The 24143-nt window shown below is 66.9% G+C and carries 20 protein-coding genes; 10 read left to right on the top strand and 10 right to left on the bottom strand.

Translation table 11 applies throughout. The annotated features are described in order from the left end of the window. Positions 1-32: 32 nt before the first annotated feature. The gene (gene ptsP / locus SD196_RS25800) at positions 33-2312 is read left to right on the top strand and encodes a phosphoenolpyruvate--protein phosphotransferase (protein WP_275609153.1); all 2280 of its coding nucleotides are present in this window, start codon (positions 33-35) and stop codon (positions 2310-2312) included. A 74-nt stretch (positions 2313-2386) separates the two neighbouring features. Beyond that, positions 2387-3412 (top strand): sensor domain-containing diguanylate cyclase, encoded by a 1026-nt coding sequence (locus tag SD196_RS25795; RefSeq protein ID WP_416310836.1) that lies wholly within the window; start codon positions 2387-2389, stop codon positions 3410-3412. On the opposite strand, the gene SD196_RS25790 is transcribed toward SD196_RS25795, so the two are convergent. Then, entirely contained in the window at positions 3409-4155 is a 747-nt protein-coding gene (locus SD196_RS25790) for an NRDE family protein (RefSeq protein ID WP_275609151.1), read from the bottom strand. The two genes, SD196_RS25795 and SD196_RS25790, sit on opposite strands and share 4 nt — an antisense overlap. A gap of 114 nt (positions 4156-4269) precedes the next feature. Here SD196_RS25790 and SD196_RS25785 point away from each other — a divergent pair, with 114 nt between their 5' ends. Continuing rightward, positions 4270-5052 (top strand): sulfite exporter TauE/SafE family protein, encoded by a 783-nt coding sequence (locus SD196_RS25785; RefSeq protein ID WP_416310835.1) that lies wholly within the window; start codon positions 4270-4272, stop codon positions 5050-5052. Between the two features lie 19 nt (positions 5053-5071). Further along, positions 5072-5872, top strand: coding sequence for a prolipoprotein diacylglyceryl transferase (lgt, locus tag SD196_RS25780; protein ID WP_275609130.1), 801 nt, complete (start codon positions 5072-5074; stop codon positions 5870-5872). Between the two features lie 211 nt (positions 5873-6083). Here the strand turns inward: lgt and SD196_RS25775 are convergent, their stop codons facing one another. Then, on the bottom strand, positions 6084-7868 hold the full coding sequence (locus tag SD196_RS25775; RefSeq protein ID WP_416310834.1) for a GspE/PulE family protein: 1785 nt from the start codon (positions 7866-7868) through the stop codon (positions 6084-6086). A gap of 58 nt (positions 7869-7926) precedes the next feature. After that, positions 7927-9291: an inorganic triphosphatase gene (locus tag SD196_RS25770; RefSeq protein WP_343578075.1), complete on the bottom strand. Its 1365-nt coding sequence runs from the start codon at positions 9289-9291 to the stop codon at positions 7927-7929. 175 nt (positions 9292-9466) lie between these two features. Here SD196_RS25770 and argE point away from each other — a divergent pair, with 175 nt between their 5' ends. Next, the gene (argE, locus tag SD196_RS25765; RefSeq protein ID WP_416310833.1) at positions 9467-10618 is read left to right on the top strand and encodes an acetylornithine deacetylase; all 1152 of its coding nucleotides are present in this window, start codon (positions 9467-9469) and stop codon (positions 10616-10618) included. Positions 10619-10772: 154 nt separating this feature from the next. Next, positions 10773-12071, top strand: a complete 1299-nt coding sequence (gene argA / locus SD196_RS25760; RefSeq protein WP_371231586.1) for an amino-acid N-acetyltransferase — start codon at positions 10773-10775, stop codon at positions 12069-12071. Positions 12072-12156: 85 nt separating this feature from the next. On the opposite strand, the gene gshA is transcribed toward argA, so the two are convergent. The 3 genes from gshA to SD196_RS25745 all read right to left on the bottom strand — a co-directional run bounded on the left by gshA (position 12157) and on the right by SD196_RS25745 (position 16643). After that, positions 12157-13743: a glutamate--cysteine ligase gene (gene gshA, locus SD196_RS25755; RefSeq protein WP_416310832.1), complete on the bottom strand. Its 1587-nt coding sequence runs from the start codon at positions 13741-13743 to the stop codon at positions 12157-12159. Between the two features lie 164 nt (positions 13744-13907). Then, on the bottom strand, positions 13908-14270 hold the full coding sequence (locus SD196_RS25750; protein ID WP_370601720.1) for a PaaI family thioesterase: 363 nt from the start codon (positions 14268-14270) through the stop codon (positions 13908-13910). Positions 14271-14306: 36 nt separating this feature from the next. Next, positions 14307-16643 carry a Tex family protein gene (locus tag SD196_RS25745; RefSeq protein ID WP_416310831.1) on the bottom strand — a complete coding sequence of 779 codons (2337 nt, stop codon included), beginning with the start codon at positions 16641-16643 and terminating at the stop codon, positions 14307-14309. Between the two features lie 365 nt (positions 16644-17008). Between SD196_RS25745 and ompR the strand changes: the two genes are divergently transcribed. Both ompR and SD196_RS25735 read left to right on the top strand, forming a co-directional pair. Then, complete coding sequence (gene ompR, locus SD196_RS25740; RefSeq protein ID WP_024762186.1) at positions 17009-17749, top strand: two-component system response regulator OmpR; 741 nt, start codon at positions 17009-17011, stop codon at positions 17747-17749. 104 nt (positions 17750-17853) lie between these two features. Beyond that, entirely contained in the window at positions 17854-19173 is a 1320-nt protein-coding gene (locus tag SD196_RS25735; RefSeq protein ID WP_275609122.1) for an ATP-binding protein, read from the top strand. Here the strand turns inward: SD196_RS25735 and SD196_RS25730 are convergent. The 3 genes from SD196_RS25730 to SD196_RS25720 all read right to left on the bottom strand — a co-directional run bounded on the left by SD196_RS25730 (position 19170) and on the right by SD196_RS25720 (position 21714). Next, positions 19170-20099 (bottom strand): S66 peptidase family protein, encoded by a 930-nt coding sequence (locus tag SD196_RS25730; protein ID WP_416310830.1) that lies wholly within the window; start codon positions 20097-20099, stop codon positions 19170-19172. The two genes, SD196_RS25735 and SD196_RS25730, sit on opposite strands and share 4 nt — an antisense overlap. A 302-nt stretch (positions 20100-20401) precedes the next feature. Further along, on the bottom strand, positions 20402-21307 hold the full coding sequence (gene rimK, locus SD196_RS25725) for a 30S ribosomal protein S6--L-glutamate ligase (protein ID WP_015479406.1): 906 nt from the start codon (positions 21305-21307) through the stop codon (positions 20402-20404). Then, entirely contained in the window at positions 21304-21714 is a 411-nt protein-coding gene (locus SD196_RS25720) for an ATP-dependent zinc protease (RefSeq protein WP_236620561.1), read from the bottom strand. The genes rimK and SD196_RS25720 overlap by 4 nt, the downstream gene beginning before the upstream one ends. A 167-nt stretch (positions 21715-21881) precedes the next feature. Here SD196_RS25720 and SD196_RS25715 point away from each other — a divergent pair, with 167 nt between their 5' ends. After that, positions 21882-22274 carry an RNA-binding S4 domain-containing protein gene (locus SD196_RS25715; protein ID WP_416310829.1) on the top strand — a complete coding sequence of 131 codons (393 nt, stop codon included), beginning with the start codon at positions 21882-21884 and terminating at the stop codon, positions 22272-22274. A 46-nt stretch (positions 22275-22320) separates the two neighbouring features. Here the strand turns inward: SD196_RS25715 and SD196_RS25710 are convergent, their stop codons facing one another. Next, positions 22321-23121: a phosphatase PAP2 family protein gene (locus SD196_RS25710; RefSeq protein WP_275609119.1), complete on the bottom strand. Its 801-nt coding sequence runs from the start codon at positions 23119-23121 to the stop codon at positions 22321-22323. A 118-nt stretch (positions 23122-23239) separates the two neighbouring features. On the opposite strand from SD196_RS25710, the gene hslO reads away from it, so the two are divergent. Continuing rightward, positions 23240-24133, top strand: a complete 894-nt coding sequence (gene hslO, locus SD196_RS25705; protein ID WP_275609118.1) for an Hsp33 family molecular chaperone HslO — start codon at positions 23240-23242, stop codon at positions 24131-24133. Positions 24134-24143: the final 10 nt, after the last annotated feature.

The following is a 24143-nucleotide window of genomic DNA, read 5'->3' as shown; positions in this document are numbered from 1 at the left end:
CACGCAAGTTCAAGGAGTTAGACCCCCACGCCATGCTCAACACGCTGCGTAAGATCGTCCAGGAAGTGAACTCCGCCAAGGACCTCAAGGCGGCGCTGGGCATCATCGTGCAGCGCGTGAAGGAGGCCATGGGTACCCAGGTCTGCTCGGTCTATCTGCTGGACGCCGAGACCAACCGCTTCGTGCTGATGGCTACCGAGGGCCTGAACAAGCGCTCCATCGGCAAGGTCAGCATGGCGCCGAACGAGGGCCTGGTCGGCCTGGTCGGCACCCGCGAGGAGCCGCTCAACCTCGAGAACGCCTCCGAACACCCCCGTTACCGCTACTTCGCCGAGACCGGCGAGGAACGCTACGCCTCCTTCCTCGGCGCGCCGATCATCCACCACCGCCGGGTGATGGGCGTTCTGGTGGTGCAGCAGAAGGAGAAGCGCCAGTTCGACGAAGGCGAGGAAGCCTTCCTCGTCACCATGAGCGCGCAGCTCGCCGGCGTAATCGCCCACGCGGAAGCCACCGGCTCGATCCGCGGCCTGGGCAAGCTCGGCAAGGGCATCAGCGAAGCCAAGTTCGTCGGCGTCCCCGGCGCTCCCGGCGTGGCCGTGGGCAAGGCCGTGGTGGTGCTGCCGCCGGCCGACCTGGAAGTGGTCCCGGACAAGCCCATCGACGACGTCGAGGCTGAGGTCGAGCTGTTCAAGCAGGCCCTGGAATCCGTCCGCGAGGACATGCGCAACCTCTCCAGCAAGCTGGCTACCCAGCTGCGCAAGGAAGAGCGCGCCCTGTTCGACGTCTACCTGATGATGCTCGACGACGCCTCCATCGGCCTCGAGGTCAAACGCATCATCCGCTCCGGCCAGTGGGCCCAGGGCGCCCTGCGCCAGGTGGTGATGGAGCATGTGCAGCGCTTCGAACTGATGGACGACGCCTACCTGCGTGAGCGCGCCTCGGACGTCAAGGACATCGGCCGCCGCATCCTCGCCTACCTTCAGGAAGAGCGTCAGCAGTCGCTGACCTACCCGGACCAGACCATCATCGTCAGCGAGGAGCTGTCGCCGGCCATGCTCGGCGAGGTGCCCGAGGGCAAGCTGGTGGGCCTGGTGTCGGTGCTCGGCTCGGGCAACTCCCACGTTGCCATCCTCGCCCGCGCCATGGGTATTCCCACGGTCATGGGCGCGGTCGACCTGCCGTATTCCAAGGTCGACGGCATCGACCTGATCGTCGACGGCTACCACGGCGAGATCTACACCAACCCGTCGCCGCAGCTGGTCAAGCAGTACGGCGAAGTGGTCGCCGAAGAGAAAGAGCTGAGCAAGGGCCTTGCCGCGCTGCGCGAACTGCCCTGCGAGACGCTGGACGGCCATCGCATGCCGCTGTGGGTCAACACCGGCCTGCTGGCGGACGTGGCGCGCGCCCAGGAGCGCGGCGCCGAAGGTGTAGGCCTGTACCGCACCGAAGTGCCGTTCATGATCAACGACCGCTTCCCCAGTGAGAAGGAACAGCTCGCCATCTACCGCGAGCAGCTTTCTGCCTTCCACCCGCTGCCGGTGACCATGCGTACCCTGGACATCGGCGGCGACAAGGCGCTGTCCTACTTCCCGATCAAGGAAGACAACCCCTTCCTCGGCTGGCGCGGCATCCGCGTCACCCTCGATCACCCGGAAATCTTCCTGGTGCAGACCCGCGCCATGCTCAAGGCCAGTGAAGGCCTGGACAACCTGCGCATCCTGCTGCCGATGATTTCCGGCACCCACGAACTGGAAGAGGCGCTGCACCTGATCCACCGCGCCTGGGGCGAGGTGCGCGACGAGGGCGTGGACATTCCCATGCCACCGATCGGCATGATGGTGGAGATCCCCGCGGCGGTGTACCAGACCCGCGAACTGGCGCGTCAGGTGGACTTCCTCTCGGTCGGCTCCAACGACCTGACCCAGTACCTGCTGGCGGTGGACCGCAACAACCCGCGCGTCGCCGACCTCTACGACTACCTGCACCCGGCCGTGCTGCAGGCGTTGAAGAAGGTGGTCGACGACTCCCACGCCGAAGGCAAGCCGGTGAGCATCTGCGGCGAAATGGCCGGCGATCCGGCGGCCGCCGTGCTGCTGATGGCCATGGGCTTCGATTCGTTGTCGATGAACGCCACCAACCTGCCTAAAGTGAAGTGGTTGCTGCGGCAGATGACCCTGTCCAAGTCCCGCGAGCTGCTCGGCCAGCTGATGACCTTCGACAACCCGCAGGTCATCCACAGCTCGCTGCACCTGGCGTTGCGCAACCTCGGCCTCGGCCGCGTGATCAACCCGGCGGCGACCATCCAGGCCTGACGCCGGGCCCCATGCCCTCCCGGATGCGGGAGGTACCCAGACGGTGAGGCCGGTCACCGGCCAAGGCGAAGCTTATGGATGAGCTCGACGTCAGTCCCGGCACGGACTCCCACGACAGTGCCCTGACCCTGCGCCTGGCTCTGAAGATCGTCAGCGATGGCATCTGGGACTGGCACATCCGCACCAATCACGTCAGCCGCAGCCCCGGCTGGTACAGCATGCTCGGCTACGACACGGACAGCCTGCCGGAGAACGTCGCGACCTGGCATGAGGTGATCCACCCGGACGACTTCGAGCAGGTGATGCGCGGCTTCAACGCCTACGTCGAGGGGCGCAGCGAGCAGTATGCCGAGGAATACCGCTGCCGCTGCCGCGATGGCAGCTACCTGTGGGTCAGCGATCACGGCCGCTTCGTCGAGTTCGACGAGACGGGGAAGGCGACCCGGATGATCGGCGCCCATCGCAATATCCACGAACGCAAGCTGGCCGAACTGGCCTTGCAGCAGAAGAATCTCGAATTGCAGCAGCTCAACCAGCAGCTCGAAGCGCTGGTCGAAGCGCGCACCGAAGCGTTGCGCCGGGCCAACGAGGCGCTGGTCGAGCAGGCGGCAGAGGCCCTGCGCCTCGCCGAGATCGATCCGCTGACGCAGATCGCCAACCGCCGCCGTTTCGAGCAACAGATGCATGCCGAATGGCAGCGCCTGCAGCGCCATGGCCACGCCTGCGCGCTGATGATGTTCGACCTCGATCATTTCAAGCGGGTCAACGATCGCCTGGGACATCAGACGGGCGACCGCGTACTGGTGGCGGTGGCGGACGTGGTGCGGCAGCAGTTGCGCGAGGAGGACTGCTTCGCCCGCTGGGGTGGCGAGGAGTTCATCGTGTTGCTGCCGGAAACCAGCCGCGACGCGGCACGGGAGCTGGCTGAGCGGCTGCGCCTGAGCGTGCGCCGGGCCGACACTTCGCTATCGGTGCAATTGACCGCCAGCTTCTCGATCACCGCGATGCACCCGGGTGAGGACTTGATGGCCCTGATGCGCCGGCTGAACGATGGGCTCTACCGCGCCAAGCAGCAGCGCGACTGCATCGTGACCTGTTAGAGGCTCAGGCGTACGTCGCCCAGGCGCGCGCCGCTGGGGCCGAAGCTGCGTTCCAGCAGTTCGCGGCGACCGTCGGCGTGAACGATCAGCGCCGTGCTGGCGCGGGTGCCGTAGTTCGCGCTGGCGATGAACACGCTCGACAACAGCTTTTCGGTGGCCAGGCCCACGCCGGTCTCGGGCAGTTCTGCGTCGCTGGCCTGGCGCTCGTCGGCCAGCAGGGCGACGAGCGATTCGGCCTCCGGTTGTTCGAGCTGTGTTTCCAGCGCTGAACGGGCGCGGAGCAGCTTGGGCCAGGGCGTATCCAGCGCGGCGTTGGACAGCCCGTGCACGCCGGGCGCCACCGCCGTCGGCGGGCCGATGCGCGGGTTGAAGTAGCAGAGCTGCCCGGCGTCGCCGACCAGCAGGTTGAAACCGCTGTAGTCGCTGGCGCGGCGCGCGACCTGCTGCAGGTATTCCAGCGGCGCCTGCTTGCCCTGCAGGAAGGCGGCGACCAGCTCGCCGCGCGAGCGCGGCCCCAGCGGCTGGCCCGGATCACGGACGTTGGTCAGCGCCGCGAAGCGGCCGCCCGGGGCGATGCCCATCCAGGTACCGCCCGCTTCCAGGTCGCGGCCCGCGTACAGGCCGGGGAAATCCTCCCATGCCGCCAGCGGCAGGGTGGGGCGGGCGTAGAACTCGTCGCGGTTGGCCGCGACGATCAGCGGCGTGGCGTGGTCGGGGCGCCAGGCGAAGACGATCAGGCACATGGGTCGAACTCCGTAGTGTGTCGGCAGTCTATCAACTCCACCGATGTCCCGGAGTGGCTGGAGCGCCCCGGAGGCATCGGCTACCATGCCCGTTTTGCTCACGAAGGTTGCCCCATGGAGTTCGTGCTCTACCTGGTGCTAGGCGCCTGTGCCGGTGTGCTGGCCGGCCTTTTCGGGGTCGGCGGCGGGCTGATCATCGTTCCGGTGCTGGTGTACAGCTTCAGCGCCCACGGTTTCTCGGCCGATGTGCTGACGCAGATGGCGGTCGGCACGTCGCTGGCGACCATCATCTTCACCTCGACCAACTCGGTCCTCGAGCATCACCGCCGCGGTGCGGTGCGCTGGCGGCTGTTCTTCTGGATGACCGTGGGCATCCTGGTGGGCAGCGCCCTGGGAGCGCTCACCGCGTCGAAGATCCAGGGGCACGTGCTGCAGAAGATCATCGGGGTCTTCGCCATCCTGGTGTCGATCCAGATGGCGCTGGGCCTGCAACCCAGGGGCGGCGGCGAGCTGCCAGGACGCGTCGGCCTGGGCGTCGCCGGCGGGCTGATCGGCTGGGCTTCGGCGATCTTCGGCATCGGCGGCGGCTCGCTGACCGTGCCTTTCCTGTCCTGGCGCGGCGTCTCCATGCAACAGGCGGTTGCGACTTCGTCCGCCTGCGGGCTGCCGATTGCCATTGCCGGTGCGATATCGTTCATCGTCGTCGGCTGGCACAACGCCAAGCTGCCGGAAATGAGCGTCGGTTTCGTCTACCTGCCGGCGCTGGTGGGCATTGCCCTGGCCAGCATGTTCTTCGCGCGCATCGGGGCGCGGCTGGCGCACCGCCTGCCGGCGAAAGTCCTGAAGCGCCTGTTCGCCCTGCTGCTGTTCAGCGTAGGGCTGAGTTTCCTGATCTGATTCCTGCTAGGAGAAGCGGATGCTGCCTTATCCACAGATCGACCCGGTTGCCGTCGCGCTCGGGCCGCTGAAAATCCACTGGTACGGCCTGATGTACCTGATCGGTATCGGTGGTGCCTGGCTGCTGGCGTCGCGCAAGCTCCACCAGTTCGACCCGACCTGGACCAAGGAGAAGCTCTCCGACCTGGTGTTCTGGGTGGCCTGCGGCGTGGTCCTGGGGGGACGCCTGGGCTACGTGCTGTTCTACAACCTGGACGAGTACATCGCCAATCCGACGCTGATCTTCGAGGTGTGGAAGGGCGGCATGTCGTTCCACGGCGGGCTGATCGGCGTGATGCTGGCGACCTGGTGGTTCGGCAAGCGCAACAACAAGAGCTTCTTCCAGCTGATGGACCTGATCGCGCCGCTGGTGCCGATCGGCCTGGGTGCCGGACGTATCGGCAACTTCATCAACGGCGAGCTGTGGGGCAAGGTGACCGACGTGCCGTGGGCGATGGTCTTCCCCACCGGCGGCCCGGAGCCGCGCCATCCGTCGCAGCTGTACCAGTTCGCCCTGGAAGGCGTGGCGCTGTTCGTCATTCTCTGGCTGTTCACCCGCAAGCCGCGCCCGACCGCGTCGGTCTCCGGCCTGTTCGTGCTGTGCTACGGCATCTTCCGCTTCATCGTCGAGTTCGTCCGCGTGCCGGACGCCCAGCTGGGCTACCTGGCCTGGGGCTGGCTGACCATGGGCCAGGTGCTGTGCGTGCCGATGGTCCTCGGTGGCATCGCGCTGATGGTCTGGGCCTACCGCCGTGCACCGGCGCAGCCGGCGGCGAACTGAGCTTCGCCTGAATGAAAAAGCCGCCCTCGGGCGGCTTTTTGCTTTTCGTAGGGCGTATGACGCTCCGCGTGATACGCCGATTGGCCTGGGTTTCAGCGCGCTCCGAGATCGGCCCCGGAGCCGCGACAGGGGCCTGTGTATCGGCGTACAACCGCGAACGGTTGTACGCCCTACGGCAACCCGCGCGCCTCGTCGCGCAGCCGGGGCGGGCTCACTTCTGTTCGCTCTGCGGCGTGACGCGGAGCACTTCCTCGATGGTGGTCAGTCCGGCGGCGACCTTCTGCGCGCCGGACAGGCGCAGGCTGCGCATGCCTTCCTTGAAGGCCTGGCGGCGCAGCGGGATCAGGTCGGTATCCGCGCTGATCTGCTCCTTCACGGTTTCGCTCAGCAGCATGATCTCGTAGACCCCGGCGCGGCCGCGGTAGCCGGTGTCGCGGCACTCCAGGCAGCCGACGGCGCGATGGGCGTTGGTCGGCAGCGGGGCGTTCCACGGCCGGGTCAGTTCCTGCCAGTCCGCCTCGTTCAGCTCCATCGGCGCCTTGCAGTGCGGGCAGAGGGTGCGCACCAGACGCTGGGCCATGACCCCGAGCACGGTGGCGCGGATCAGGTAGTAGGGCACGCCCAGTTCGAGCAGACGGGTGATGGCGGTGGGCGAGTCGTTGGTGTGCAGGGTGGAGAGCACCAGGTGGCCGGTGAGCGCCGCCTGGATCGCCATCTCGGCGGTCTCCAGGTCGCGGATCTCGCCGACCATGATGATGTCCGGGTCCTGGCGCAGCAGGGCGCGCACGCCGCTGGCGAAGGTCAGCTCGATGTTGTGCTGCACCTGCATCTGGTTGAACGAGGGCTCGATCATCTCGATCGGGTCCTCGATGGTGCAGACGTTCACCTCGTCGGTGGCCAGTTGCTTGAGCGTGGTGTAGAGCGTGGTGGTCTTGCCCGAGCCGGTCGGGCCGGTGACCAGGATGATGCCGTTGGGCTGGCTGGTCATGCTCTGCCAGCGGCGCAGGTCGTCCGGCGAGAAGCCGAGCTGGTCGAAGGTCTTGAGCAGCACCTCGGGGTCGAAGATACGCATCACCATCTTCTCGCCGAAGGCCGTGGGCAGCGTCGACAGGCGCAGCTCCACCTCGGCGCCGTCCGGGGTCTTGGTCTTCACCCGGCCGTCCTGCGGCTTGCGCTTCTCGGCGACGTTCATGCGGCCCAGGGATTTCAGGCGGCTGACCACCGCCATGGTGACCTGTGGCGGGAACTGGTAGACGTTGTGCAGCACGCCGTCGATGCGGAAGCGCACCGTGCCCTGTTCACGGCGCGGCTCGATGTGGATATCGCTGGCGCGCTGCTGGAAGGCGTACTGGAACAGCCAGTCGACGATGGTGACGATGTGCGCGTCGTTGGCATCGGGTTCCTGGTCCGCCGCGCCCAGGTTGAGCAACTGCTCGAAGTTGCCCACGCCGCTGATCTTCTGGTCCTTGGCGGTCGCCCCGCTGACCGATTTGGCCAGCCGGTAGAACTCCACGGTGAAGCGCTGGATGTCGGTGGGGCTGGCGACCACGCGCTTGATCGGGCGCTTGAGCACGTGGATGAGGTTGCTTTCCCAGGCCTGCACGAAGGGCTGCGCGCTGGCGATGGTGACTTCGTCCGGCGCGACGGCCACCGCGAGGATCTGGTGGCGCTGGGCGAAGGCGTAGGACATCAGCGGGGTGACTGCGGCGACGTCGATCTTCAGCGGGTCGATGCGCAGGTAGGGTTGTCCGCTGTAGTCCGCCAGCCAGTGCACCAGGGCGTCGAGGTCGAGCTTGCGCCCGCAGCGCTGGCGATCCTCGATCTGCTGCGCGGCGAGGAACTCCAGCGGGTGCTGCTGGTTGTTCACCGCGCTGCGGCGGATCGCCAGGCACTGCTCGGCGTCATCCTGGGCCACGCGGCCCTGGCTCACCAGTTCGCGCAGGATGTCGCCCAGATCGAGCAAACGGTCCTGGGCGGATGGGGCATAGGCGGACATCGGAACTCCTGTTGGTCGTGGTGAGAGCTACGGGCCGGGCACGCAGCTCGTCTGAAGCTTATTTCAAAAGCGCCTTCCACGGCTTGAGGGTCAGCACAGTATGGGCCTGGGCCGCCAGGGCATCCAGGCGACCCTCGGCGTCCGGGCCGGCCAGCAGCTCTTCCAGCTTGGCCAGCTCGCCGTACAGGCGGTCGGTTTCCGGTAGCTCCAGCACGCCGCGCGCCGGGCGCAGCCAGACCAGCATGCGCTGCAGGCGCGGCAGTTGGTCGGCGAGTACTTCAGGCTGTTGCAGGGCGCGTTGCAGGGGCATGGCCTGGGCCTCTTCTGCCAGGGTGCGCTGCAGCCACTTGCCGACCGCGGCACCGCCCAGGCGGTTGGCGCGCTCGTTGCGCCCGGCAGTCCAGGCCTTGGCCAACAGCCAGCTGGAGGTGCTCAGGGAGAACTGGCCCCAGCGGGTGTTGGCCAGTTCCTCGCGGAAGGCTTCCGGCATCTGCTGGCGCACGCTTTCGTCATCGCGACCCTGCTCGATGCGCGGCAGCCAGTCGGCGATCAGCGCGTCGAGGGCGGCGCGCAGCTCACGGGTGGTGGCGCGGGGTACGGCCTGGCCGAGGCTGCCGAGCAGCGCACGCAGGTCCATCAGCTGGCGCAGCCAGTCTTCCAGCAGGCGCCAGTGGCCGTTGAAGCGGTATTGCTCGGCCAGGCGCTGGCTGCTGCCCAGCAGCGCCCAGGCGAGCGCGGCGAAGGCGCCGTCGAGCGGGGTTTCCGCCAGCAGCTTCTGGGTGTCGGGCTGGATGCTGTAGCTGGCCGGGTCGAACAGCCGGTAGCCGCGCTCGGCCTTGCTGATGTCGCAGGGCATCAGCGGCAGGTCGGCGGCCAGCTCCAGCGCCAGTTCCAGCAGCGCGGCGGGTTCGCCCTGGCGCAGTTCCAGCTCCAGCTCGCAGATTTCCTCTTCCTGCTTGCCGGCGACCACCTTGCCCAGGTCCAGCGCGGCCTCGATGACCACCTTGGTCTTGCCGCGACCCCAGGCGATCTCGGCGCGTTGGCGGGTGAAGTCGGTGCTGAAGATCGGCTTGAGCTGCTTCTTGTCCAGGTCGGCCAGGGCAGCAGGCCAGCACTGGTCGTCGAGTTTCTTCAGGTCGAGCTTGTTCTTCTCCAGGTACCAGTCCCACTCGTTGCGCTCGGACAGTCCGGCAACGCTCTGGCCGCGGGTCTTCAGGGTCTGGATGAACTGCTCGCCGTCGCGGCGCATGCGCAGGGCTACGCGGGCGCGGGCCAGCTCGCGGGTTGGCGTGTCGTAGTACTGGTTGAACAGCTCGCGGGGTTCCCAGCCGGACTTGTTGCGCTTCTTCAGTGCCGGGTGATCGCGCAGGGCGTCGAGGGTTTCGCGGCTGGCGCGCAATTTGATTTCGGTTTCTTTCTGCATGGCGATGTCCGGGTCAGGGCGGTTGCGTCCGTCTGGCGAAAAGCCTGAGGACGGGCGCGGAAAAGACGTCAAAGGTGTGCAGTTTACAGGGAGTTCGGTGTGCCTGCCGGGCGGCGCGAGGTTTTACCGCAGGCCGGCATGGTCCATAGTGGGAACAAAGCCTTTGGAGACCACCATGTCGTTGCCGCCCCTGAAACAACGCTTTGCCGAGCTGATCGCGCTGCCGTCGGTGAGCTGCACCCAGGCCGCGCTGGACCAGTCGAACCGGCCGGTGGTCGAGCGCCTGGCCGGCTGGCTCGACGAGCTGGGGTTCGCCTGCGAGCTGCGGGAAGTCTCGCCGGGCAAGTTCAACCTGATTGCCGTGCTGGGCAGCGGCTCCGGCGGGCTGGTGCTGGCTGGGCATACCGACACCGTGCCCTATGACGAAGCCTTGTGGAGCAGCGACCCGCTGCGCCTGGACGAGCGCGATGGGCGCTGGTTCGGCCTGGGCGCCTGCGACATGAAGGGTTTCTTCGCCCTGGCCATCGAGGCCGTTCTGCCCCTGCTGGACCACACCCGGAAACAGCCGCTCAAGCAACCGCTGATCCTGCTCGCCACTTGCGACGAGGAAAGCTCCATGGCCGGCGCCCGCGCGCTGGCGGCCGCCGGCCAGCCGCTGGGACGGGCCGCGGTGATTGGCGAGCCGACCGGTCTCAAGCCGATCCGCCTGCACAAGGGCGTGATGATGGAACGCATCGACATCGTCGGACAGAGTGGCCATTCCTCCGACCCGAGCCTGGGCCGCAGCGCGCTGGAGGCCATGCACGTCGCCATCGGCGAACTGCTGGCGCTGCGCGGCGAGTGGCAGCGCGAGTTCGCCAACCCGCAGTTCAGCGTGCCGCAGCCGACGCTCAACCTCGGCTGCATCCACGGCGGCGACAACCCCAACCGCATCTGCGGCCAATGCGCCCTGGAGTTCGACCTGCGCCCGCTGCCCGGCATGCAGCCCGAAGCCCTGCGCCAGGCCATTCGCGAGCGCCTGCGGCCGGTTGCCGAGCGCCATGCGGTGCAGCTCGACTACCGCCCGCTGTTCCCGGCCGTGCCGCCCTTCGAGGAAGCCGCCGACAGCGAGTTGGTGCGTATCGCCGAAAGTCTCACCGGACATTCGGCGGAAGCGGTAGCCTTCGGCACCGAAGCACCGTATCTTCAGCAGCTCGGCTGCCAGACCCTGGTGCTCGGCCCCGGCGACATCGCCTGCGCCCACCAGCCGGACGAGCACCTTGCCCTCGAACGCATCGAGCCGACCGTGGAATTGCTGCGCGGCCTGATCCGTCACTATTGTTTGTGAAACTTGCCTGTAGAGCGCCCGGATAACGGGCCCAACGTACCCAAGAGGAGAAACCTGTCGATGTACATGCGACGACGATAACCGCGCCGCCCTGGCCGAATCCCGGCCGCACTCGACAGCTTTCCGCCCACTCGCACGACAGGCTTTTCAAGCAATGCACGACTACGTCAACTGGCTGCGCCACGCTTCGCCCTACATCAACTCGCACCGGGACTGCACCTTCGTGGTGATGCTCCCCGGTGAAGGCGTCGAAGACCCCAACTTCGGCAATATCGTCCATGACCTGGTGCTGCTGCACAGCCTGGGCGTGCGCCTGGTACTGGTGCACGGCTCGCGCCCGCAGATCGAGGCACGCCTGGCTTCCCATGGACTGGCACCGCGCTTCCACCGTGGCCTGCGGGTCACCGACGCGCCGACCCTGGGCTGCGTGATCGACGCGGTGGGCAGCCTGCGCATCGCCATCGAAGCGCGCCTGTCCATGGACATGGCCGCCTCGCCCATGCAGGGCTCGCGCATGCGCGTGACCTCCGGCAACTTCGTCACTGCGCGTCCCATCGGTGTGGTCGATGGCATCGACTACCACCACACCGGCGAAGTCCGCCGGATCGACCGCAAGGGCATCAACCGCCAGCTCGACGAACGCAGCATCGTGCTGCTTTCGCCCCTGGGCTACTCGCCCACCGGGGAAATCTTCAACCTCGCCTGCGAGGACGTGGCCATGCGCGCGGCCATCGACCTCGGCGCGGACAAGCTGATCCTCTACGGAGCCGAACGCGGCCTGCTGGATAACGACGGCAAACTGGTGCGCGAACTGCGCCCGCAGCAGGTGCCGGCGCATCTGGAACGCCTCGGCGCGAGCTACCAGGGCGAGCTGCTCGACGCCGCCGCCCAGGCCTGCCGGGCCGGCGTGCGCCGCAGCCACATCGTCAGTTACACCGAGGATGGTTCGCTGCTCAGCGAACTCTTCACCCGCACCGGCAACGGTACCCTGGTGGCCCAGGAGCAATTCGAGCAGCTGCGCGAGGCGGGCATCGAGGATGTCGGCGGCCTGCTTGAGCTGATCCGCCCACTGGAAGAACAAGGCATCCTGGTGCGCCGCTCCCGCGAAGTGCTGGAGCGCGAGATCGAGCAGTTCAGCATCGTCGAGCGCGAAGGGCTGATCATCGCCTGCGCGGCGCTCTACCCGATCGCCGATTCCGACGCCGGCGAGTTGGCGTGCCTGGCGGTGAATCCGGAATACCGCCACGGCGGACGCGGCGACGACCTGCTCGAGCGCATCGAGCAGCGCGCGCGCAACCTGGGCCTGAAAACCCTCTACGTACTCACCACCCGCACCGCTCACTGGTTCCGCGAGCGCGGCTTCCAGCCCAGCAGCGTTGAGCGCCTGCCGGCGGCGCGCGCTTCGCTGTACAACTACCAGCGCAATTCGCAGGTCTTCGAGAAGAGCCTGTAAGGCGCTTTTCGTAGGGCGCTGTGGCGCGGAAATGAAAAAGAGGCCCGAGGGCCTCTTTTTCGTTCTGCGCGGCTGTGCACTCAGATCAGACGCTGAGCAGCCCCAGGATGCTCGCCTGGTAGGCGGCGACGAAGGTGTCGAAGTCGCCCTCGGGTTGCGCTTCCAGTTCCGCCTGTTCCTGCAACGACTGGCTGGCCATATCCTCGAAGCGTGCCTGCTCCTCGGCGGACAGCGGCTGCGCGCGCAGGGTCGCGGCGTGCTGGCGGCTGTAGCGCAGGGCGAAGGCTTCGAAGCTCTCGCCGCGTTCGCGCATTTCCGCCAGCACCTTCGCCGAGGGCGTCAGGCAGGCGTCGGCAACCTTGGCGCGCTGTTCGGCCAGGCTCTGCGCGTGCAGGCTGCCACCGCGGGCGCGGTCGAGCAGTTCGATGATCGGCGCGATGGCGTCGAGCAGACCGTTGGCCCACTCCTTCATCTCCACCTGCTGGCCGCCGCGCTCCAGTTTCAGGCCGGGGCGACGGCCTTCCTTGACCACCTTGAGGAAGTTGCTGGTGGCCGCGCCGCACTCGCAGCCGCCCAGCGGCGGGCTGTCGGAGAGGGCGCAGAAAAGCAGGAAGGCGTCGAGGAAGCGCGCTTCGGCGAGGTCGATGCCCAGCGGCAGGAAGGGGTTGATGTCCAGGCAGCGTGCCTCGACGTACTGCACGCCACGGGCCATCAGCGCCTGGATCGGGCGTTCGCCGGTGTAGGTGACGCGTTTGGGGCGGATGCTCGAGTAGTACTCGTTCTCGATCTGCAGGATGTTGGTATTGAGCTGCACCCACTCGCCATTGACCTTGGTGCCGACCTTCTCGTACGGCGCGTAGGGCGTGCTGACCGCGCGGCGCAGGCTGTCGATGTAGCTGTCCAGGTCGTTGTAGCAGGGCGTCAGGCCCGCCTGGGCGTTGTTCTGATAGCCCAGGTCGCTCATGCGCAGGCTGGTGGCGTAGGGCAGGTAGAGCGTGTGCTCGTCGAAGGACTCCAGGCCGTGCGGGCGGCCGCGCAGGAAGCCGGCGTCCAGGGCCGGGGAGGCGCCGAACAGGTACATCAGCAGCCAGCTGTAGCGGCGGAAGTTGCGGATCATCGCGATGTAGCGGTGCGACTGGTAGTCACGCACGCTCTTCTCGCTGCCTTCTTCCTCGCGCAGCACTTCCCACAGCCCTTCGGGCAGGGAGAAGTTGTAGTGGATGCCGGCGATGCACTGCATGGTCTTGCCGTAGCGCAGGGCCAGGCCCTTGCGGTAGACGTACTTCAGGCGGCCGATGTGGGAGCTGCCGTAGCGGGCGATCGGGATGGTCTCTTCATCCGGCAGCTCGCAGGGCATCGACGGGCTCCACAGGTATTCGCCGTCGAGCTTCTGGTAGGCGAAGCGGTGGATTTCGCCCAGATCGTCCAGGGTCTGTTCGACGCTGCTGGCGGTCGGCGTGATGAACTCCAGCAGCGACTCGGAGTAGTCGGTGGTGATCTGCGGGTTGGTCAGGGCCGAGCCCAGGGTGCGCGGATGCGGGGTCAGCGCCAGCTTGCCGTGCTCGTCGACGCGCAGGCATTCGCGCTCGATACCGTGCAGGCACTGGGTGAGCAGGGACAGGTTGTCAGCATCGCCGAGCAGAGCCAGGCGGCGGGAGAGTTGGTCGCTCAAGTTGGAAGTCCTTCACACGGCAGTCGCCCCACTATGGGGGTGGACTGGGCGGTCTACAAGGGGAGAACACAACCGGCGTTGTCGCCTGGCTTGTACAGACGCAGCGCCGGCGCCCGTGATTCCGGGCTCCGGCGTCCAGCATAGGTCAGATGTCGCGGTGCCAGTTACAGCTGGGCGAAGGTGCCTTGTCCCTTGGCGACCAGCTTGTCGCCCTGGTGGATGTCGGCCTCGACCACCAGCGAGCGCCGCCCGGCGTGCAGGACCTTCGCCACACAGCGCACCTCGCCCTCGGCGACCGCGCGGATGTAGTTGATCTTGCATTCCAGGGTGACGCTCTGCCGGTCGAACCCATGGGCGCTGGAGCAGGCCAGGCCCATGGTCATGTCCATCAGCGTGAAGAGTGCGCCGCCGTGCATGACGTTGCCGCGATTGCGCAGGTGCTCGGCCATCGGCAGCAGCACCTCGGCTTCGCCGTCGGCGACGCGCACCGGCTGCACGCCGATGGTTTCGCTGAAGCGGCTGATCATCAGCTCGCGGGCGGGCATCTCGCTCATGGACCTTCCTTACTTCTTCTTCAGTTGCTTGGCGTTGGCGAACAGCGAGGCCATGGCGTTGTTCGCCGGGGCCTTCTCCTGCTGGCGCGGGGCGCCACGATCGGGACGCTGGCCGCCCTGCGGACGACCGCCGCCGCGCGGACCTTCGACCTTCTCGCCGGGGGTGTCGCTCATGCGCATGGACAGGCCGACGCGGTTACGCGGGATGTCCACTTCCATGACCTTCACCTTGACGATGTCACCGGCCTTGACCACTTCGTACGGGTCCTTGACGAACTTCTCCGACAGCGCGGAGATGTGCACCAGGCCGTCCTGGTGGACGCCGATGTCGACGAAGGCGCCGAAGTTGGTGACGTTGGTCACCACGCCTTCGAGCACCATGCCGGGCTTCAGGTCCTTGAGGCTTTCGACGCCCTCCTGGAACTCGGCGGTCTTGAACTCCGGACGCGGGTCGCGGCCGGGCTTGTCGAGTTCCTTGAGGATGTCGGTGACGGTGGGCAGGCCGAACTGTTCGTCGGTGAACTTCTTCGGGTCCAGGCGCTTGAGGAAGGCCGAGTCGCCGATCAGCGAGCGCACGTCGCGGCCGGTGTCGGCGGCAATGCGCTGCACCAGCGGGTAGGTTTCCGGGTGCACCGCGGAGGCGTCCAGCGGGTTGTCGCCGTTCATCACGCGGAGAAAGCCGGCGGCCTGCTCGAAGGTCTTGTCGCCCAGGCGGCTGACCTTGCGCAGGTCGTCACGGGTGCGGAAGGCTCCGTTGGCGTCGCGGTGCGCGACGATGTTCTGCGCCAGGGTGCTGTTGAGGCCGGAGATGCGCGCCAGCAGGGCGGCGGAAGCGGTGTTGACGTCCACGCCCACGGCGTTCACGCAGTCTTCCACTACCGCGTCCAGGCTGCGCGCGAGCTGCAGCTGGGACACGTCGTGCTGGTACTGGCCGACACCGATGGACTTCGGCTCGATCTTCACCAGCTCCGCCAGCGGGTCCTGCAGGCGGCGGGCGATGGAAACGGCGCCGCGCAGCGACACGTCCAGTTCCGGGAATTCCTTCGCAGCCAGCTCCGATGCGGAGTACACCGAGGCACCGGCCTCGCTGACCATGATCTTGGTGCACTTGAGCGCTGGGTATTTCTTGATCAGCTCGGCGGCCAGCTTGTCGGTCTCGCGGCTGGCGGTACCGTTGCCGATGGCGATCAGCTCCACCTGGTGTTTGGCGCACAGCGCGGCGAGCACGGCGATGGTCTGATCCCACTGGTTCTTCGGCGCGTGCGGGTAGACGGTGGCGGTGTCCAGCAGCTTGCCGGTGGCATCGACCACGGCGACCTTCACGCCGGTGCGCAGGCCCGGGTCCAGGCCCAGGGTGGCGCGCGGGCCGGCCGGGGCGGCCAGCAGCAGGTCGTGCAGGTTGCGGGCGAAGACGTTGATCGCCTCGGCGTCGGCGCCTTCGCGCAGCTCGCCCAGCAGGTCGGTTTCCAGGTGGGTGTAGAGCTTGACCTTCCAGGTCCAGCGCACCACTTCGGACAGCCACTTGTCGGCGGCGCGGCCTTGGTTACTGATGCCGAAGCGCTCGCCGATCATGGTTTCGCACGGATGCGCGGTGCCCGGCAGCTCCTCGCCGACCTTCAGGGCGACGCTCAGCACGCCTTCGTTGCGGCCGCGGAAGATCGCCAGGGCGCGGTGCGACGGGGCGTTCTTCAGCGGCTCGTCGTGCTCGAAGTAGTCGCTGAACTTGGCGCCTTCGGTTTCCTTGCCCGGCACCATGCGCGCGGTGAGGGTGGCGTTGTCCTTGAGGAAGCCGCGCAGGCGGTCCAGCAGGGTGGCGTCCTCGGCGAAGCGCTCCATGAGGATGTACTTGGCGCCTTCGAGCACGGCGCGGGTATCGGCGAAGCCTTTCTCGGCATCGACGAAGCGCGCGGCTTCGGTTTCCGGGGGCAGGGTCGGGTCGGCGAACAGCGCGTCGGCCAGCTCGCCCAGGCCGGCTTCCAGGGCGATCTGGCCCTTGGTGCGGCGCTTCTGCTTATAGGGCAGGTAAAGGTCTTCGAGGCGGGTCTTGGTGTCGGCGAGCTTGATCTCGCGGGCCAGTTCCGGGGTCAGCTTGCCCTGTTCCTCGATGCTGGCGAGGATCGCGCCACGGCGGTCTTCCAGTTCGCGCAGGTAACGCAGGCGCTCTTCGAGCATGCGCAGCTGGGTGTCGTCCAGGCTGCCGGTGACTTCTTTCCGGTAACGGGCGATGAAGGGGACGGTGGAGCCTTCATCGAGCAGGGCGACGGCAGCGGCGACTTGCTGCGGTTGAACGCGGCCGGAGGGCAGTGCGGAAAGCTCTTCGGCGATACGGGTGTTGATGCTGTCCATAAATCCACCTGACAAAACAATCGAAATACGGGGCGCCTGATCTGCTGCGCGTCGGCATAACTGCGTTGAGGGCAGCTGAAAAAGCGGAGTTGACTGCAGTCAATGAGCATTTTTCAGCTGCCCTCGCCTTGTTCTGCTCTAGCTCGCGAGATCATGAAGCAGGCTCATAACAGAGCGCCCGGACCGGAGACCCCGGCCTTCGGACAGGCTCTGTGACAACGCCCCGCCGCAAAAGCGCCGCATTATACCCACGACAATTTCGCGGGGTGGGCGGCTGGTCGGGGAAAAATCTGCTAACAATGGACAAGCCGTGATGTGCGGCGGCTGGGCGATAATGCCCGCCGAATCAGATTCTGGGAGTCTCCATGAGCAACGCTGCCACCCTGCCGGAAGGCGAAAAGATCCTCGTGGTCGATGACGATGCGCGCCTGCGCCGTCTGCTGGAACGCTTCCTCGATGAGCAGGGTTACCGCGTCCGCGCCGTCGAGAATACCGAGCAGATGGACCGCCTGCTGGCCCGTGAGCTGTTCCAGCTGGTGGTGCTCGACCTGATGATGCCCGGCGAGGACGGACTCTCCGCGTGCAAGCGTCTGCGCGAGTCGAACAACCAGATCCCGATCATCATGCTCACCGCCAAGGGCGACGAGTCCAGCCGCATCTCCGGCCTGGAACAGGGCGCCGACGACTACCTGGCCAAGCCGTTCAACCCGCGCGAGCTGCTGGCACGGATCAAGGCCGTGCTGCGCCGCCAGGCGCCGCTGGTGCCGGGCGCGCCGGCGGGCGAGGACGAGATCGTCACCTTCGGCGACTACGAGCTGCACCTGGCCACCCGCGAGCTGAAGAAGGGCGAGGAGGTGCACATGCTCACCACCGGTGAGTTCGCCGTGCTCAAGGCCCTGGTGCAGCACGCCCGCGAGCCACTGACCCGCGACAAGCTGATGAACCTGGCCCGCGGTCGCGAGTGGGACGCCCTGGAACGCTCCATCGACGTGCAGATTTCCCGCCTGCGCCGGCTGATCGAGCCCGATCCGTCCAAACCGCGCTATATCCAGACCGTCTGGGGCGTGGGCTATGTGTTCGTACCGGATGGTGCCGCCCGCAAGTGATGTTTCTTTGGTAGGAGCGGGCTTGCTCGCGAACCCGCCTCGGTGCGTGGGTTCATTCGCGAGCAAGCTCACTCCTACAGTTCGTGCTTCCTGGTAACGCCCTCTTGAAAACACCCCTCTGGTTCCCGCAAAGCTTCTTCGCCCGCACCCTCTGGCTGGTGCTCATCGTCGTGCTGTTTTCCAAGGCGCTGACCCTGGTCTACCTGCTGATGAACGAGGACATGCTGGTCGACCGCCAGTACAGCCACGGCGCGGCGCTGACCGTGCGCGCCTACTGGGCGGCGGACGAGAAGTCGCGCGAGGCCATCGCCCAGTCCGCCGGGCTGAAGTGGGCGCCCCACGAGCAGGGGCAGCCGGAAGAGGTGCATTGGCCGTACACCGACATCTTCCAGCGGCAGATGCGCATGGAGCTGGGCATCGACACCGAGACACGCCTGCGCATCCACCATCCGTCGATGCTCTGGGTACGCGCGCCGACCCTGGGTGAGGGTTGGATCGGCGTTCCGCTCTACCCGCACCCGCTGCGCGGCCAGCAGATCTGGAGCGTGCTGGGCTGGTTCCTCGGCATTGGTTTGCTGTCTACGGCTGCCGCGTGGATCTTCGTGCGCCTGCTCAGCCAGCCGCTCAAGCGCCTGGTGTTCGCTTCCCGCGAGTTCGGCAAGGGCCGCAGCGTGCGCCTGCCCCTGGGGCCGGAAACGCCCAGCGAGATGGCCGAGGTATACCGCGCCTTCAACCAGATGGCCGACGACGTCGAGCAGGCCGGGCGCGAGCGCGAGCTGATGCTGGCCGGCGTGTCCCACGACCTGCGCACACCGCTGACGCGCCTGCGCCTGTCGCTTGAGCTGATGCCCGAGAGCGATCGGGAGATGGTCGAGGACATGGTCCGCGACATCGAAGACATGGACGCCATCCTCGACCAGTTCCTCGCCTTCATCCGCGACGGCCGCGACGAGCCAGTGGAAGAGGGCGACCTGTACGGCCTGGTGTGCGAGACGGCCGATGCCTTCAACCAGACGGAAGAGCGCGTGCGCCTGTGCCTGGAGCCGCTGCCACCGTTCCGTTTCCGCCGTGTGTCGATCAAGCGCATGCTCGGCAACCTGATCGAGAACGCGCTCAATCACGGCGGCGGCAAGGTGGAAGTCGCGGCGCACGTAGCCGGTGGCGGTGCGGCGCCCTATGTGGTGCTCAGCGTGCTCGATCGCGGCGCCGGTATCGACCCGCAGGAGCTGAGCAGCATCTTCAATCCCTTCATTCGCGGCGACAAGGCGCGTGGCGGCAAGGGCACCGGCCTGGGGCTGGCCATCGTCAAGCGCATCGCCGAGCAGCACGGTGGCAGCATCGAGCTGCGCAACCGTGAGGGTGGCGGGGTGGAGGCGCGGGTCTGCCTGCCGCTGGGGCTGCTGCTGCCGCGCAACGCCCACTAATCCCAGCGCAGGGATTTGCCTTCCAGCAGCGCCCGGCGTCCGTAGGGCCAGGCGCGATTGTGCGCGCCGTGGCCGCTGGGTAGGCCGTGATAGAGCGGCACGTCCAGGCTGGCGACGTACTCGCTGATGATCTCTTCCAGGCTGTGCGCCACGCCCTTGCGCGGGCAGTCGGTGAAGCCGCCCAGGCACACCGCGCCCAGGCGTGCCCCGCCGCGGCTGTTGAGCAGCTGCCAGAGGCTGCGTTCGAGGCGGTAGTAGGGCTCGCCGACGTCTTCGAGGATCAGGATCGCGCCGTCCGGCACGTGCAGCGCGCCTTCGGTGCCGGCCATGCAGGCCAGTGCGGTGAGGTTGCCGCCGATCAGTTCGCCCTCCACGGAATGCTTCGGCCCTGCCAGGTGCTGCACCGGGAGCTTGCCTGGATTTCCCGCCAGCACATGGCTGACCGAGGCCAGCGAAGCCAGGCGCTCGCGCTGCTCGCTGGGTGCGCTGAGCGGTTGCAGGCCGAGGGCGGTGGCCACCGGCCCATGGATCGCCGGCAGGCCATGGCGGTGGAAGGCGCTGAGCAGGATGGAGATGTCCGAGAAGCCGATCAGCGGGCGCGGCGAGGCGGCCTGCAGGCGCTTCCAGTCCAGTCGCGGGACCAGTTGTCCACAGCCGTAGCCGCCGCGCAGACACCAGACGGCGCTGACGCCCTCCAGCTCGAAGGCGGCGTGGAAATCTTCCAGGCGCTGCTGCGGCGTGCCGGCCAGGTAGCGGTAGCGCGCATCGGCGTGCTCGCCCAGGCGGTAATCCACGCCCAGCACTTCCAGCTGGCGCAGGGTTGCTTCCAGCACTTCTTCGGCAATGGCCGAGGCCGGCGCGACCAGGGCGACGCGGCCTTCGATGGGGGACCACTTGAGTTCGGCGTTGGAGCGGGAAGACGGCATGGGTACATCCAGTAGCGGCGGGGCGAACCTGTAGGAGCGAGCTTGCTCGCGAAGGGTTCCGTGGGGCAATGATGGGTTGAGTTCGGCGCTTTCTGTTGGCTTGGTTGCCGTGCACTTCCCTCACCCCAGCCCTCTGGGAGATAGCTGGGGTGAGGGCAAGACCCCGTGCAGGGCTTAAGGGTGCTTCATGAAAGTTCGTTCCTGACATCCCTGTCGTGACTACGTGCTTCTCTGAGCCCCCTGCCAGGCCATCCATGGCCTGGCGTTCGCCGGCGTGACGCATGCGTCACGAAAGCCCCGGCTCACCCTTTGCCCTTGGTTCTGGCCAGATGCGGCCCGCCATTCTTCTCCAGGTACTCGATGATCACCCCGGCGATGTCCTTGCCGGTGGTGGTCTCGATGCCCTCCAGGCCTGGCGAGGAGTTCACTTCCATCACCAGCGGGCCATGGTGGGAGCGCAGGATGTCGACGCCGGCGACCTTCAGCCCCATGATCCGCGCGGCGCGGATGGCGGTCATGCGTTCTTCCGGGGTGATCTTGATCAGGCTGGCGCTGCCGCCGCGGTGCAGGTTGGAGCGGAATTCGCCGGGCGCGGCCTGGCGCTTCATCGAGGCGATCACCTTGTCTCCCACCACGAAGCAGCGGATGTCGGCGCCGCCGGCCTCCTTGATGTATTCCTGCACCATGATGTTGTGCTTGAGCCCCATGAAGGCCTCCAGCACGGACTCGGCGGCCTTCTCCGTCTCGCAGAGCACCACGCCGATGCCTTGGGTGCCTTCCAGCAGCTTGATCACCAGCGGCGCGCCGCCGACCATCTCGATCAGGTCCGGCACGTCGTCGGGGGAGTGGGCGAAGCCAGTGATCGGCAGGCCGATGCCCTTGCGCGAGAGCAACTGCAGGGAGCGCAGCTTGTCGCGGGAGCGGGCGATGGCCACCGATTCGTTGAGCGGGAACACCCCCATCATCTCGAACTGCCGCAGCACGGCGCAGCCGTAGAAGGTCACCGATGCGCCGATACGGGGGATCACTGCGTCGAAGCCTTCCAGGGGCTGTCCGCGATAGTGGATCTGTGGCTTGTGGCTGGCAATGTTCATGTAGGCGCGGAGGGTGTCGATCACCACCATCTCATGGCCGCGTTGCTGCCCGGCCTCCACCAGCCGACGGGTGGAATACAGGCGCGGATTGCGCGACAGCACAGCAATTTTCATTGATCACCTGAAGGGGTGGAGGAAACCATGATGAGGGGTTTGTCCTGGACGTAGGTCAGGCCCGGATTGACCACCAGTTGGCCGTGGACCAAGGCCTTGGAGCCTAGCAGCACGCGGTAGCGCATGGTCTTGCGGCAGGCCAGGGTGAATTCCACCGGCCAGGCGCGGTCGCCCAGGGCCAGCAGGGTGCGGATCACGTAACGGGTCTGGGCCTGGCCGTTGGAGCTCTTGATGGTCTTCATCGTCACCACCGGTGCTTCGCAGCGGTGGCGGCGCTGCACCTGGGTGCCGAGGTGGGCGACGAAGCGCACCCAGCTCTGGCCGTTGCGCTTGAACGGCACGATCTCGCTGGCATGCAGGCTGGAGGTACTGGCGCCGGTGTCGATCTTCGCGCGCAGGCCGACCATGCCCAGTTCGGGCAGGGCGATCCATTCGCGCAAACCGATTACCGACAACTGGTCGAATGTCTTCAAGGCAGGCGTCCCCGGCGTTTGCCGGCATTCTAGTCAGGCCGGTTGTGCCCCGCCAGCGGGGCGCGCGGTACACTCGCAGACCCGCATGACGAGGTTATGAAGTGAGCGAGAAAGACGACGACAAGGTCCGCCTGGACAAGTGGCTGTGGGCGGCGCGCTTCTACAAGACCCGCTCGCTGGCCAAAGAGGCCATCGAGGGTGGCAAGGTGCATTGCCGGGGCGAGCGCTGCAAGCCGGGCAAGGAGCCGAAGATCGGCGAGGAATATGTGATCCGCACCGGCTTCGACGAGCGCACCGTGGTGGTCAAGGCGCTATCGATGGTGCGTCGCGGCGCGCCGGAGGCGCAGCTGCTGTATGAAGAAACCGCCGACAGCGCGAAGCGTCGCGAGGACGCGGCCGCGATGCGCAAGGCCGGTGCGCTGGGCCTGCAGACCGACGGGCGGCCGACCAAGAAGCAGCGCCGCCAGTTGTTCAGCTTCCGCGGTCAGGAGTGATCCAGGGGCGAGGGCCGAAGGCGCCTCGCCCTGATCGACAGTCCACTCAGGCCGCGACGACGCTCAGGCGATTGAGCAGCGGGATTTTCGTCAGCAGGTTGAACAGCGGCTCGGTCCAGCGCACCAGTGCGGCGCTGACCTTGGCGGCGAACGGGGTGAAGCAGCTCCAGGCCAGGGCCACCAGCGCCATCTGCACGCCGCCGATGTAGTCGTCCTGGCCCCAGTGCGCGCCGGCCACCAGGCGCGGCAGCATGAACAGCAGCGCCAGGCCCCAGATCACCACCCACTGCAGGGCGCTGCGGGCGAACAGGGTGAGGAACAGTGCCCAGATCAGCAGCACCGAGGCGTGGTCGCCGGGGAAGCTGCGGGCAGACTCATCCTTGATCTCGAAGGCGGTGTCTTCCCAGCTCGGGAAGTACTGCTCCAGGCGCACGGCGTCCGGCACAACGGTGGAGATGCTCGCGTGCTGCCAGCCGAAGTGATGGGCGATCTTGGCGTAGAGGATGCGCACCACCACCAGTACTACGGCGGCGCAGAGGAAGCCGAAGGTGGCTGCGCGGGCTTGGGTGGCCTTGAAGATCCAGTCGCCCCGGATCAACAGGAGCAGCAGGATCACGCCGACCAGCAGGTCGAACGGGCGGGTACTGGCCACTGCCCAGGTCAGCCGCCAGGCATCATTGGTCGCCAGTGGTTCGTTCAGAAGGCTGAACAGGCTGAAGTCGAACAGGTTCATCGCCTCTCGGGCAGGCTCCCAGAGCCACAGCAGGAGCAACGCGAGCGCGAACAGGTGACAGGCGATGAAGGGCTTCCAGGACCAGGTGGCTTGGAACGGATTGGCTTTATCCATAAAATCGATTCCCCCTTACGGAACCACCCGAATGCGGGTGGGTGCTGCAAAGCGCGCTTTATAGGCCTTTGCCATCAACTTGTCATTTATTTGTGCCTATCGCAGCGTTGTGTCCAGCATGTCCCAGATCGATCAAAGTCAGCGTTTCCTGTTCGACAACACCGATGTTCGCGGTGAACTGGTGGAGCTCGACCGCAGCTACGCCGAAGTGCTGGCCAAGCACCCCTACCCGCAGCCGGTCGCCCAGCTGCTGGGGGAAATGCTAGCCGCTGCCGCGCTGCTGTGCGGCACCCTCAAGTTCGACGGCCTGCTGGTGCTGCAGGCGCGCTCCAATGGCGCGGTACCGCTGCTGATGGTGGAGTGTTCCAGCGACCGCGAAGTGCGCGGCCTGGCCCGCTACGAAGCGGACGCCATCGGCGATGCCGCCGGGCTCGCCGACCTGATGCCCCACGGCGTGCTGACCCTCACCGTCGATCCGAAGAAGGGCAAGCGCTACCAGGGCATCGTGCCGCTGGAGGGCGTGACCCTGGCCGATTGCCTGTCGACCTACTTCGCCACCTCCGAGCAGTTGCCGACCCGCTTCTGGCTCAACGCCGACAGCCGCCGCGCCCGTGGCCTGCTGCTGCAACAGCTACCGGCCGACCGCCAGCGCGACGCAGAGTCGCGGGAAGCCAGCTGGCAGCACGTCACCACCCTGGCCGACACCCTCACCGCCGAGGAGCTGTTGGGCCTGGACAACGCCACCGTGCTGCACCGCCTGTACCACGAGGACGACGTACGCCTGTTCGACCCGCAACCGCTGGTCTTCCGTTGCAGCTGCTCGCGGGAACGCTCGGCCAACGCGCTGGTCAGTCTTGGGCACGAGGACGCCGAGCGCCTGCTCGCCGAGCAGGGCGGCGAAGTCGTGATCGACTGCCAGTTCTGCAACCAGCGTTACCGTTTCGACGGTTCGGACGTTGCCCAACTGTTCTCCGGCGGTGGTAGCAAAACGCCCTCGGAAACCCGCCACTGACCGCTTCTAT

The sequence above is a fragment of the Pseudomonas macauensis genome, assembly GCF_047902425.1.
GTDB lineage: Bacteria > Pseudomonadota > Gammaproteobacteria > Pseudomonadales > Pseudomonadaceae > Pseudomonas.
This window is presented reverse-complemented; position numbering and strand designations above follow the sequence as displayed.

Excerpts from the sequence above, each read along its gene's own strand:
- ptsP (WP_275609153.1), top strand. The coding sequence starts at position 33 with ATGCTCAACACGCTGCGTAAGATCGTCCAGGAAGTGAACTCCGCCAAG.
- SD196_RS25795 (WP_416310836.1), top strand. The coding sequence starts at position 2,387 with ATGGATGAGCTCGACGTCAGTCCCGGCACGGACTCCCACGACAGTGCC.
- SD196_RS25790 (WP_275609151.1), bottom strand. The coding sequence starts at position 4,155 with ATGTGCCTGATCGTCTTCGCCTGGCGCCCCGACCACGCCACGCCGCTG.
- SD196_RS25785 (WP_416310835.1), top strand. The coding sequence starts at position 4,270 with ATGGAGTTCGTGCTCTACCTGGTGCTAGGCGCCTGTGCCGGTGTGCTG.
- lgt (WP_275609130.1), top strand. The coding sequence starts at position 5,072 with ATGCTGCCTTATCCACAGATCGACCCGGTTGCCGTCGCGCTCGGGCCG.
- SD196_RS25775 (WP_416310834.1), bottom strand. The coding sequence starts at position 7,868 with ATGTCCGCCTATGCCCCATCCGCCCAGGACCGTTTGCTCGATCTGGGC.
- SD196_RS25770 (WP_343578075.1), bottom strand. The coding sequence starts at position 9,291 with ATGCAGAAAGAAACCGAAATCAAATTGCGCGCCAGCCGCGAAACCCTC.
- argE (WP_416310833.1), top strand. The coding sequence starts at position 9,467 with ATGTCGTTGCCGCCCCTGAAACAACGCTTTGCCGAGCTGATCGCGCTG.
- argA (WP_371231586.1), top strand. The coding sequence starts at position 10,773 with ATGCACGACTACGTCAACTGGCTGCGCCACGCTTCGCCCTACATCAAC.
- SD196_RS25750 (WP_370601720.1), bottom strand. The coding sequence starts at position 14,270 with ATGATCAGCCGCTTCAGCGAAACCATCGGCGTGCAGCCGGTGCGCGTC.
- SD196_RS25745 (WP_416310831.1), bottom strand. The coding sequence starts at position 16,643 with ATGGACAGCATCAACACCCGTATCGCCGAAGAGCTTTCCGCACTGCCC.
- ompR (WP_024762186.1), top strand. The coding sequence starts at position 17,009 with ATGAGCAACGCTGCCACCCTGCCGGAAGGCGAAAAGATCCTCGTGGTC.
- SD196_RS25730 (WP_416310830.1), bottom strand. The coding sequence starts at position 20,099 with ATGCCGTCTTCCCGCTCCAACGCCGAACTCAAGTGGTCCCCCATCGAA.
- rimK (WP_015479406.1), bottom strand. The coding sequence starts at position 21,307 with ATGAAAATTGCTGTGCTGTCGCGCAATCCGCGCCTGTATTCCACCCGT.
- SD196_RS25720 (WP_236620561.1), bottom strand. The coding sequence starts at position 21,714 with ATGGTCGGCCTGCGCGCGAAGATCGACACCGGCGCCAGTACCTCCAGC.
- SD196_RS25710 (WP_275609119.1), bottom strand. The coding sequence starts at position 23,121 with ATGGATAAAGCCAATCCGTTCCAAGCCACCTGGTCCTGGAAGCCCTTC.
- hslO (WP_275609118.1), top strand. The coding sequence starts at position 23,240 with ATGTCCCAGATCGATCAAAGTCAGCGTTTCCTGTTCGACAACACCGAT.